General features: G+C 76.1%; 8 protein-coding genes. 7 read left to right on the top strand and 1 reads right to left on the bottom strand.

The genetic code is table 11. The features are described from left to right. The first annotated feature begins 160 nt into the window (after nucleotides 1-160). From ACFXDE_RS43090 to ACFXDE_RS43080, 3 genes are all read left to right on the top strand, one after another. Nucleotides 161-1819 (top strand): ATP-binding cassette domain-containing protein, encoded by a 1659-nt coding sequence (locus ACFXDE_RS43090; RefSeq protein ID WP_380499683.1) that lies wholly within the window; start codon nucleotides 161-163, stop codon nucleotides 1817-1819. Between the two features lie 704 nt (nucleotides 1820-2523). Continuing rightward, nucleotides 2524-4173 (top strand): ATP-binding cassette domain-containing protein, encoded by a 1650-nt coding sequence (locus ACFXDE_RS43085; RefSeq protein WP_380499682.1) that lies wholly within the window; start codon nucleotides 2524-2526, stop codon nucleotides 4171-4173. 876 nt (nucleotides 4174-5049) lie between these two features. Then, nucleotides 5050-5220, top strand: a complete 171-nt coding sequence (locus tag ACFXDE_RS43080; protein ID WP_380443386.1) for a hypothetical protein — start codon at nucleotides 5050-5052, stop codon at nucleotides 5218-5220. A 60-nt stretch (nucleotides 5221-5280) separates the two neighbouring features. Here ACFXDE_RS43080 and ACFXDE_RS43075 read toward each other — a convergent pair whose 3' ends face one another. Then, nucleotides 5281-6369 (bottom strand): Zn-dependent alcohol dehydrogenase, encoded by a 1089-nt coding sequence (locus tag ACFXDE_RS43075; RefSeq protein WP_380499681.1) that lies wholly within the window; start codon nucleotides 6367-6369, stop codon nucleotides 5281-5283. Nucleotides 6370-6539: 170 nt separating this feature from the next. Between ACFXDE_RS43075 and ACFXDE_RS43070 the strand changes: the two genes are divergently transcribed. The 4 genes from ACFXDE_RS43070 (at nucleotide 6540) to ACFXDE_RS43055 (ending at nucleotide 10695) form a co-directional block, all read left to right on the top strand. Continuing rightward, on the top strand, nucleotides 6540-7199 hold the full coding sequence (locus ACFXDE_RS43070; protein WP_380499679.1) for a class I SAM-dependent methyltransferase: 660 nt from the start codon (nucleotides 6540-6542) through the stop codon (nucleotides 7197-7199). A gap of 126 nt (nucleotides 7200-7325) precedes the next feature. Then, complete coding sequence (locus ACFXDE_RS43065; RefSeq protein ID WP_380499678.1) at nucleotides 7326-8552, top strand: hypothetical protein; 1227 nt, start codon at nucleotides 7326-7328, stop codon at nucleotides 8550-8552. A gap of 7 nt (nucleotides 8553-8559) precedes the next feature. Further along, the gene (locus tag ACFXDE_RS43060; protein ID WP_380499677.1) at nucleotides 8560-9567 is read left to right on the top strand and encodes an N-acetylmuramoyl-L-alanine amidase; all 1008 of its coding nucleotides are present in this window, start codon (nucleotides 8560-8562) and stop codon (nucleotides 9565-9567) included. Between the two features lie 204 nt (nucleotides 9568-9771). Further along, the gene (locus ACFXDE_RS43055; protein WP_380439437.1) at nucleotides 9772-10695 is read left to right on the top strand and encodes a hypothetical protein; all 924 of its coding nucleotides are present in this window, start codon (nucleotides 9772-9774) and stop codon (nucleotides 10693-10695) included. The last annotated feature ends 33 nt before the right edge of the window (nucleotides 10696-10728 follow it).

Raw genomic sequence — 10728 nt, 5'->3', positions numbered from 1 at the left:
TTTTTTTTATACTAGACATATCCTGACCTGCCTTATCTACACCAAAAACTTACCCCGGCCGCGCCTGGGACCCCCTATGACCCCGGGGCGCCGTCCCGCCTGTCCGTACCGGGGGGACGGCGCCGTCCTTTTCCCCCGACTCTCCTGCAGGAGCGCCCACTTGCCCCGCCGACCCGACGGACCGACCCTCGCCCTCGGCCTCGCGCTGCCCGTCGAGGCCGCCACCACGCTCGCCCTGCCCGCCGCCCTGGCCGGGGCCGTCGACGCCGTCCTCGCCGGCGCGGGCCGGTCCGCGACCGGCGCGTTCGCGCTGCTCGCCCTCACCGTGGGCACGGCCGCCGCCGCCAACGCCACCGCCGCTGCCGCCGGACCGGCCGGCGCGGCCGACGCCACCGCCGCCCTGCGCGGACGCCTCGTCCGGCACCTGCTCGACCTCGGGCCGGGCGGCCGGCTGCGCGGCGGGCCGCCGCCCGGCGACCTGGCCGCGCGCCTGGTGGGCTCGGCCGGCGACGCGGGCGGGCGGCTGCCCGCCGGGCTCGGCGCGGTCGGCGCGCTGTTCACGTCGGTGGGCGCGATCGTCGGCCTCGGGGTGCTGTCACCGTGGCTGGCGCTGGCCTTCTTCGCCGGGGTGGTGCCCGGCGTGGTGCTGATCCGGCTGTTCCTGCGCGACGCCGGTTCGGCGTTCGCCCGCTACCAGGAGGTGCAGGCGGAGCTCGCCGCGCGCCTCACCGGCGCACTCACCGGGCTGCGCAGCATCCACGCGGCCGGCGCCGAAGAACGCGAGGCCGCACGGGTGTTGGCGCCGCTGCCCGACCTCTCCGCGGCCGGGCACGCGCTGTGGACGGCGCAGCGCCGCACGGCGTGGCAGGCGACGCTGCTGATCGCCGCGGTCGAGATCGCGGTCCTGACGACGGCGGGCGTGCTGCTCGCCGACGGCGCCCTGGCACCGGGAGACCTCGCCGCGGCGGCCGGGTGGGCGGCGCTCGGGGCCGGCCTCTTCGAACAGGTCGAATCGCTGGTCGGGGTCGCCCACGCCCGCGCCGGGCGGGCCCGGGTCGACGACCTGCTCGCGCTCCCGCCCGCACCCGTGGGAGCGGCGACGCTTCCGGTCGGCGGCACCGGCGAACTCGCCTTCCGCGGCGCGGTGGTGCGCGACGGCGACCGCGTGCTGCTCGGACCGATCGACCTCACCGTCCCCGGCGGACACACGCTCGCACTGGTCGGGCGCTCCGGCTCCGGCAAGTCCCTGCTGGCCGCCCTCGCCGGACGACTGCGCGACCCCGACGAGGGCTCGGTGCTCATCGACGGCGTCCCGGTCGACGAGCTGGCCCCCGACGAACTCCGGAACGCCGTCGGCTACGCCTTCGAGCGGCCCGCCCTGGTCGGCGGCACGGTGCGCGACGCACTCGCCGGCGCGGGCGAGGCGGAGGCCGGGGCCGCCCGCGCGGACGGCTTCCTGCGCCGGCTGCCCCGGGGATGGGACACCCCGCTCGACGAGCTACGGCTCTCGGGAGGCGAGTTGCAACGCCTCGGGCTGGCTCGACTGCTGGCCCGGCCGGCGCGGGTGGTGGTGCTGGACGACGCGACGTCGGGGCTCGACCTCGCCACCGAGTACCAGGTCACCGAGGCACTCGACCGCGCCACCCTCGGCCGCACCCGCATCGTGATCGCCCACCGCGCCACCGTCGCCGCCCGCGCGGACCTGGTGGCCTGGCTGGAAAACGGCCGCCTCCGCGCCCTGGCCCCACACACCGCCCTCCTCTCACACCCGGACTACCGCGCCGCCCTGTCCGACACCGCCCTACAAGCAGCCGCCTGATGGCCCGCCACCGCACACCACACACAGAAAGTCGGCCGGACCGACTTCCCGCGCAGCCCTCTGCGCCCTCCGCACCCCATCAAGCAACCAATGCCGGCACAGAAAGTCGGGCCGACCGAGGGCCGAACGCCTCGGGCACCGAAAGTCGGCCCGATCGACTTCTTGTGCAGCGCCCTGGGCCATCCGCGGGCCACCAACTCCGCGACGCCCGAGTAGAAAGTCGGCCCGACCGACTTCTCGCGCCGGGCCTCAGGCCGAACACCTCGGGCACCGAAAGTCGGCCCGATCGACTTCCCGCGCACAACCCAGGACCGGACACCGCGGACATAGGAAGTCGAGTAGGCCAACTTCCCGCGCACGGCTCGGCATCGGCCGCCGCAGGCGCTGTCGCGCAACCCGGCGACGCAGGAAGTCGGCTCGGCCGACTTTCGGTGCAGACGGCTCATGCCTCCGCCGACTCAAGGCGCGGAGCCCACCGACGGTCCTCGCGTGCCAAGGCGTCCCGCGCGAGAAGTCGGGCCCGCCGACTTCTCGCGTCACCGCCACCGCAGCCGCCCCGGACGCCCACGGCCGCCCACCACCACCGCGCAGGAAGTCGGCGGCGCCGACTTTTCCCCCCCGCTGCCGCCTCTCCCGGATGGGCGCTCCTCCTTCGGCAGTTCGCCACCACACGCCGACCACTGCTACGACTGCTCGCCTGGTCCGTGGTCGAGGCCCTGCCGCCGTTGCTCTCCGGGCTGCTCGTGTCGGCCGCCGTGGACCGCGGCTTCCTCGCCGGGCGGCCCGGGGCCGGAGTGGCCTGGCTGGCCGGGTTCGGCGCGGCCACGGTTCTGCGGGCGTTCGCGGCGCGGGCCGGGTTCCCGCACCTCGCGGCGGTCGTCGAGCCGTTGCGGGACGCGCTCGTCACGCGGGTGGTCCGGAGCGCGCTCGCCCGGCCCGTCGCCGACGCCGCCGAGGTCGCCCGGCTCACCGAACAGGTAGAGTCCGCACGACAGTTGACCGCCTCCCTGCTGCGCACCCTGCGCGGCGTCGGAATCACCCTGGCCGCCGCCCTGATCGGCCTGGCGCTGCTCGCGCCCGCCGTCCTGCCGCTCGTCCTGCTGCCGCTCCTGGCCGCCGGGCTGCTCTTCGCCCGCCTACTGCGGCCTCTGGTGGAACGCCGCCGGGCGGTCGTGCTGGCGGAGGAACGGTTCGCCGCCGAGGCGGGCCGCGCCCTGCACGGCCTGCGCGACGTACAGTCCACCGGTACGCAGACGCAGGTGGCCGCCGCACTGGCCGAGGCGGCCGGGACGAGCGCCGCCGCCTCCCGCGCGCTGGGCCGGGCGTCCGCCCTGCGCGCGCTCGTGGTCACGCTCGGCGGGCGGTTGCCGGTGCTCGTCGTGCTCACGGCAGCGCCGTGGCTGCTCGCGCACGACGTACTCACGGCCGGCGAACTGCTCGGCGTCGCCACGTACCTGCTCCAGCAGCTCGACCCGGCGGTGCGGACGTTGGCCGGTACGGTCGGCGGCTGGCTGCTCGGCCTCGCGGTCGTGCTGGACCGCCTGGCCACGGCTTCCGCCGACGCCCCGACCGACCGGTCGACGGCGGGAGGCGCGACCGCCCGTGACACGAGCCTGTGCCTCACCGCTCTTCGCTACGCGCACGCCCCCACCGCCGAACCGGTCCTCGACGGGCTCGACGTGACGATCGGCGCGGGAGAGCACGTCGCCGTCGTGGGCCCGAGCGGAGCCGGCAAGTCCACGCTGGCCGGGTTGCTCGCCGGACTGCTCACACCCACCTCCGGCGACCTCACCATCGGCGGGGAACACCTCTCGCCGGGTGATCGCACCCGGGTGGTCGCGTTGCTGCCGCAGGAGGCGTACGTCTTCCCCGGCCCGCTGCGCGAGAACCTGACGTGGCTGGCGCCGGATGCCACCGACGCCCAACTCACCCGTGCCATCGAGGCTGTGGGCGCCGGTGAACTCGTCACGCGGCTCGGCGGAACGGACGCCGTCCTCACCGACCCCGCCGCACTCTCCGCCGGCGAGCGGCAGCTGCTCGCGCTCGTCCGGACGTACCTCTCCCCCGCCCCCGTCATCGTGCTCGACGAGGCGACCTGCCACCTGGACGCCACCGCCGAGGACCAGGCCGAACGGGCCTTCGCCGCCCGACCGGGAACACTCGTCGTCGTGGCGCACCGGATCAGCTCCGCCCTGCGCGCGGACCGCGTCCTCCTCCTGGACGGCGGCCGCGGCACGCTCGCGAGACACGGAGACCTCCAGGTCCTGTCGCCCCTCTACCGGGAACTGGTCGGCCATTGGCTGGGCTCCACACCGCGCAACAACAGCGCATCGCACACCGGGCACGCGCCATGAAGAAGCCGCCCGCGCAAGCCAACACCTGCGCTCCGGCCAGCGGATCTGCGGGTTGCGACGCGGAAAGTCGACGGGCCCGACTTCTCGCGCAGGTGCCCCGGGGAGCGGGCCGGGGCGCGGGGCGGCCACCGGCCCTCCACCGCAGGCCGGGCACAGGACGTCGGTGCCGCCGACTTCCCACGCAGGCCAGCGGATCCACGGGATACGACGCGGAAAGTCGACGGGCCCGACTTCCCACGCCGGTGCCCCGGCCAACACCCCTCCACCGCAGGCCGGCGCAGGAAGTCGATGTCGCCGACTTCCCGCGCAGGCGGTCAGTGGCTGGGGACGGAAGGCGCTGCACGAGGCTGGCGCCGGCGGGCTGTGCGCTGCCGGGCGTGGGATCAGGATCTCCCGTGGCCGGGGCAGGGCAGGGGCAGCCACCGGTCGGAGGCGGATGGCGCCGGGCGGGGTGGGTGCTGGCGGGCCGGAGGTGGTCAGGGTCTCAGCGGGGACGGCGCCGGGCGGAGTGGGTGCTGGCGGGCCGGAGGTGGTCAGGGTCTCGGCGGGGATGGCACCGTGCGGGGTGGGTGCTGGCGGGCCGGAGGTGGTCAGGGTCTCAGCGGGGACGGCACCGTGCGGGGTGGGTGCTGGCGGGCCGGAGGTGGTCAGGGTCTCAGCGGGGACGGCGCCGGGCGGGGTGGGTGCCCCCGGGGTGGGGTGTCAGGATCTCGATAGGATCTCGGGCGCCGCGGCCGTTATGGTGGCCGGGGCACGGGCCGCGATCAACGGCTGTGGCGCGGTTCCTGCGCCCGAAACGGGGGCCCGACCGCGCATTCACAGTGCCGGGCGGGGCGCCGATGCATCTGCAAGCTCCGCACGGAAAAGACGATTCTGATGTCCGACACCCTCACCGACACCACCGGCCCCGCGACCAACGGGACCGACGCCGACGAGATCACGGCCGAGGACACCGCGTCGCACGGCCGCCACCGCGGCCTGTCCTCCGCCGACGACAGCCCCGAGGCCGGCGCGCACGGCCGCCACCGCGCTGCGAACCAGGGCTGACGAGAACCAGGGCTGACGGAGGGCCCGCCGGGAGGAGCTCCCGGCGGGCCCTCCGCGCGCTCAGTCCAGGGTGACGACCGTCCGCAGGGCCTCGCCGCTGCGCATCTGGGCGATCGCGTCGTTGACGTCGGCGAGCGCGACCCGGTGCGTGACCATGCCGTCGAGGTCGATCCGCCCGGCCCGCCACAGGTCGACGACCAGCGCGATCGTGGACGGCACGGGCGCCCCGCCGTAGAGCGAGGGCAGCAGGCGCTTCTCGTTGAAGAACAGCTCGCCCATGGTGAACTGCGCGAGGTCGTCCTGGGCCCCGGCGCCGATCACGACGACCGCGCCGCCGCGCCGGGTGGCGTCGTACGCGGCGCGGACGGTGGCCGAGCGGCCGACCGCCTCGAAGACGTAGTCGTAGCCGCCGCCGGGCAGGCCCTTGGCGGTCGCCTTGAGGTCCTCCGGGGCGACGGCGTCGGTGGCGCCGAAGGCCAGCGCCCGTTCGCGCCGCGAGACCACGGGGTCGACGACGGTGATCCGGCCCGCGCCGCAGACCCGGGCGCCCTGGACGGTCGCCACGCCGACGCCGCCCGCCCCGATCACGGCCACCGCGGCGCCGGGCTCGACGCGCGCGGTGTTGACGGCGGCGCCGACGCCGGTGGTGACGCCGCAGCCGATGAGCGCGGCGGCCTCGTACGGGAGGTCGGCGGGGACCTTGATCACGGCGTCCTCGGCGACGACGACCTCCTCGGCGAACGAGCCGGTGCCGTAGAACCCGGACGCGTCGACCGCGGCGCCGCCCTCCTCGAAGCGGAACCCGGGCGCGCCGAGGCGCCGCAGGCTCGCGACGCAGAGGTGGCCGCGGCCGCGCTCGCAGTGCGCGCAGCGCCCGCAGGGGGCCATCCAGCACAGGACGACGCGGTCGCCGGGCGCGACCGACCGCACGCCCTCGCCGACCTCGACGACGTCGCCCGCGCCCTCGTGGCCGGGCACGAACGGCGCCGGCTGGGGCAGCACGCCGTTCATCGCGGAGAGGTCGGAGTGGCACAGGCTGGCCGCGCGCATCCGGACCCTGACCGTGCCGGGCCCGAACCCGACCGCCGTCACGTCCTCGCGGACGTCGAGCGTGTCCTGCCCGGTCTTGTGCAGAACGGCTGCGCGCATGGGGCTGCTCCCGGTGTGCCTCGGAACCACGGTCGGGCCGATTCTGGCACGGGCGCGGGGCGGCGACTAGAACACGTTCCAGCGGCGGTCCCGGGAGGAAGCGCGGACGTACCGTCGAGTAGGGTCCGACCGGAGTACCCGGAACCCACCCCGTCGCGAGGAGTCGCCCCATGTCCGACCTGCTGGAGAGCGTCCGTCCGGCGGACGAGGTGGTGGCGGCGTTCGAGGCGGCCACCGGGTTCATGCCGGTCGACGAGGGCCTCGCGCTGTACGCGGCCGCGGTCACGGCGGCGCGGCGCACCGGGCTGCCGGTGCTGGAGATCGGGACGTACTGCGGGCGCTCGGCGGTCCTGCTGGCGGCGGCGGCCCGGGAGACCGGGACGGTCGCGCTGACGGTGGACCACCACCGGGGGTCGGAGGAGCAGCAGCCGGGCTGGGAGTACCACGACCCGACGCTCGTGGACCCCGAGGTCGGGCTGATGGACACGCTGCCGGCGTTCCGCCGGACGCTGCACGCGGCCGGGCTGGAGGAGCACGTGGTGGCGCTGGTCGGCCGGTCGCCGCGGATCGCGGCGCTGTGGGGCCGTCCGGTCGGCCTGGTGTTCATCGACGGCGGGCACACCGACGAGCACGCGACCGGCGACTACGAGGGCTGGGTGCCGCACCTCGCCCCGGAGGGCCTGCTGGTGGTGCACGACGTCTTCCCGGACCCGGCGGACGGCGGCCAGGCGCCCTACCGGGTGTACCTGCGGGCGCTCGCGGAGGGCTTCGAGGAGGTCTCCGTCACCGGTTCGCTGCGCGTGCTGCGCAGGCGTGCACCGATGCTCTAACGTCGTGCCGGAGCCGCCGGGCGGGGGGCCGGAGGGTACGGTGGCCGCGCCGCAGCAGGCAGCGAGCGGCAGCGGGACACGGCGGCACCGGACAGAGCGACGGCGGATGGTGGGGGCTAGCGGCACATGACGGACCAGAACAACACCGCTCCGGCGGTCTGGGACCCCACCGCCCGCGGCGGCGCCGGCGGCTGGGTCCGCGGCCCCCAGCAGCCCGCCCCCCAGCAGCCCGGCCGGCCCCAGCCGAACCAGCCGCAGCAGCCCGCCGACGCCGCGCCCCAGGCGCCTCCCGCACCTCCCGCGCGCCCCATGGCCCCGCCGCCCGGCCCGGGCGGGGTCGGCGACCAGGGCCCGCCGCTGGGCGCCCGCCCGTACCTGGCGACGGCCCCGGGCTACGACGCGCCGACGGCGCCCGCGTTCCCGTCCGCCGCACCGCCGCCCCCGCCCGTCCCTCCCGCGTCGCCGTTCCCGGCCCACGCGAGCGCCCACGCGAGCGCCCAGGCGGCCGCACAAGCGCCCGGCCCGTACCCCGGCCCCGGCTACCAGTACCCGCCGCGGCCCGGCTACCCGGCCCAGCCGGACCACCCGGCCGGCTACGAGGACCTGGACGAGGACGAGGAGCGCCCCACCAACCGCAAGGCGCCCCTGCTGATCGGCTTCGCGCTGCTCCTGGTGCTGGCGGTCGGCGGCGGCCTGCTGATGGCGGTCAAGGACAACGGCAAGAAGGACCAGGCCGCGCCCGCCCCGGCCGCCACGGCCACCGACCCGGGACCGTCCGGCACCCCGCAGCCGGCCCCGGCACCCAGCGGTTCGGCCGGCGACCCGAGCGCCGCCACAACCGACCCGGCTTCCACGGGCGCGACGCCCAGCCCGTCCGCGACCACCGCCGGGCCGAACGCCAAGGCCCAGGCCGGCGCGCTGGACGACCTGCTCACCCAGGGCGAGAGCGCGAAGGCCCCGATCGGCAGCGCGGTGGCGAAGGTCAGCAGCTGCCCGGCCAAGCCCGACATCGCCGACGCGGCGCAGGTGTTCGACAACGGCGCCAAGCAGCGCGACGAACTGCTGCGCAAGCTGGGCGCCTTGAGCGCCTCGGACGTCCCGGGCGGCGCGGACGCCATCCAGTCGCTGAAGTCGGCCTGGCAGCTGTCGGCCGACATCGACCGGGCGTACGCGGCCTGGGCGCGCTCGGTGGCCGGCCAGGGCTGCTCCGGCACCGCCCCGACCACCGCCGACAAGAAGCACGCCGACGAGCTCAACCCCCAGGCGACGCAGGCGAAGAAGGACTTCGTCGGAAAGTGGAAGCCGATCGCCGACGCGTTCGGCCTCACCGCACGGACCCAGGACAGGATCTGAACCGCTCGTGACCGGCCCGACGAACCGCCCTCCCCGCCGCTCCGCCCTGCTGCGCACCACGACGGTGGTCGGCGCGGCCGTACCGCTCTGCCTCGCGGGCTGGTTCGGCTGGCAGGCCGTCAGCCACGACTCGCCCGCCGGCGCGACGGCCGCCACCGGCACGGCCGTCGCGAGCGCCGTGCCCGGGGCGGCACCGCCGTCGACGGTCACCGCGCCCTCGACGGCCGCCACCCCGGCGCCCGGGGACACCCCGAGCGCCGCCACGCCACCCACCACGCCACCCGCCGCACCACCCGCCACCCCGTCGGACGCTCCCACCCCCGGGACCGCCGCCTCGACCGCCCTCACCGGCCGCACGATCCTGCTCGACCCCGGCCACAACCCCGGCAACTCCTCGCACACCACCGAGATCAACCGTCAGGTCGACATCGGCAACGCCCGCAAGGAGTGCGACACCACCGGCACCGAGACCGACGCCGGCTACACCGAGGCCGACTACACCCTGGACGTCTCCCGCCGCGCCCGCGCGATCCTCACCGCCCGCGGCGCGACCGTGGCGTTCACCCAGGACGGCGACCGCGCGTGGGGCCCGTGCATCGACGAGCGCGCCAGGGCCGCCGCCGACGCCCACGCCGACGTGGCCCTCTCGGTGCACGCGGACGGCGCTCCGGCGAGCGGCAGCGGGTTCCACGTGATCATGCCCGCCAAGGTGGTCGCCGGGAAGGCGGACAACTCGGCGATCGTCGAACCGTCGCACCGGCTCGGCCTGCTGCTGCGCGAGCGGTTCCACGCCGCGACCGGCGAGCCGTTCGCCGACTACATCGCCGAGAACGGCCTGGACACCCGCTCCGACCTGGGCGGCCTCAACCTCTCGACGGTCCCCAAGGTGTTCATCGAGTGCGGTAACATGCGCAACCCGGCGGACGCGAAGCGGATGACGGACCCTCAGTGGCGCCAGAAGGCGGCCGAGGGGATCGCCGACGCGCTGACGGCGTATCTGACCTCGCGGGGCTGAATCCGGCGGCGCTCCCGCGGCGCGCGGGCCGCACTCCCGCGGCGCTCGGGCTGCGCCGTTTGCAACGAATTCGCCCCGTTCCCGGTCCCCGCTGTGCGCCGGTGGGGCGGTTGGCCCTAGGCTTCTGGTCCGTTCGGGGGTTCCCGGCCGGTCGGCGCGACCGGGCGGACCGCCGTCCACGAACCGTCAACGAGGGGAACGTAAGTGAATCTGCGCGCTCTCACCAGGGGAGACGCCGCCGTCGCAGGCGCGGCCGTCCTGCTCTTCATCGCCTCCTTCCTGCCCTACCTGAGCTGGAACTGCTCCGGGGCGTACTGCGGGAACATCGACACGTCGCAGAACGCCTGGAGCACCGCGCTGTTCCCCGTCCTGCCGTCGATCTACCTGCTGGGCATCGCCGCCGCCGCGCTGATCCTGGTGCAGCGGTTCCAGGGCCCGGCCGCGGCCAACCGTCAGGTCCTCGGCCTGCGGCTGGACCAGTGGGGCATCGCCTTCGCGGTGGCCGCGCTCTGGACGTCCGTCTGGGCGCTGGGCGGCGCCGGCACCGGTCCGAGCGTCAGCCACGGCTTCGGCGCCTGGCTCGGCCTCATCTCGCTGATCGTGCTCGCCGGCGCCGCCGCGGCCGCTCCGCTGGTGCCCGCACTGAAGGCGCCGCTGGTGACCGACCGTCCGGCCGTCCCGTACCAGGGCGGCTACCCGATGCCGGGCCAGCCCGGTCAGCCCGGCCAGCCCCAGCCCGGCCAGTACGGCTACCCGGTGCAGGGCCAGGACCCGAACCAGGCCCCGGCGTACGGCGCCCAGCCCGGCGGCTACGGCTACCCGGCCCCGGGTGCGCCCGGCCAGGCCGGCCAGCCCGGCCCGCAGGACATCACCCCGGCCCCGGTCGCCGCACAGCCGGCCCCGGCCCCGCAGCCGGCCCCGGCGGCCGACTTCGCGCCGTTCTGGTTCGCCGTCCCGGCCCCGCGCGCGCTGGCGCCGAAGGACAACCCGGTCGGCGCGCCGATCGGCGAGCTGGTCCCCGGCACCTGGTACCTGGCGGTCGAGCAGCGCGGCACCGCGCTGGTCGCCCAGCTCCAGGACGGCACCCAGGGCGTGCTGGCCGACACCTCGGGCATCCAGCGCGGCTGAACCGCCACGCAGCCGGAAGGGGCGGGACCACCT

The sequence above is a fragment of the Kitasatospora sp. NPDC059408 genome, from assembly GCF_042751525.1.
In the GTDB taxonomy this organism is placed as follows: domain Bacteria; phylum Actinomycetota; class Actinomycetes; order Streptomycetales; family Streptomycetaceae; genus Kitasatospora.
Note: the sequence above shows the minus strand (reverse complement) of the source record. Positions and strands in the feature narration are given on the sequence as shown.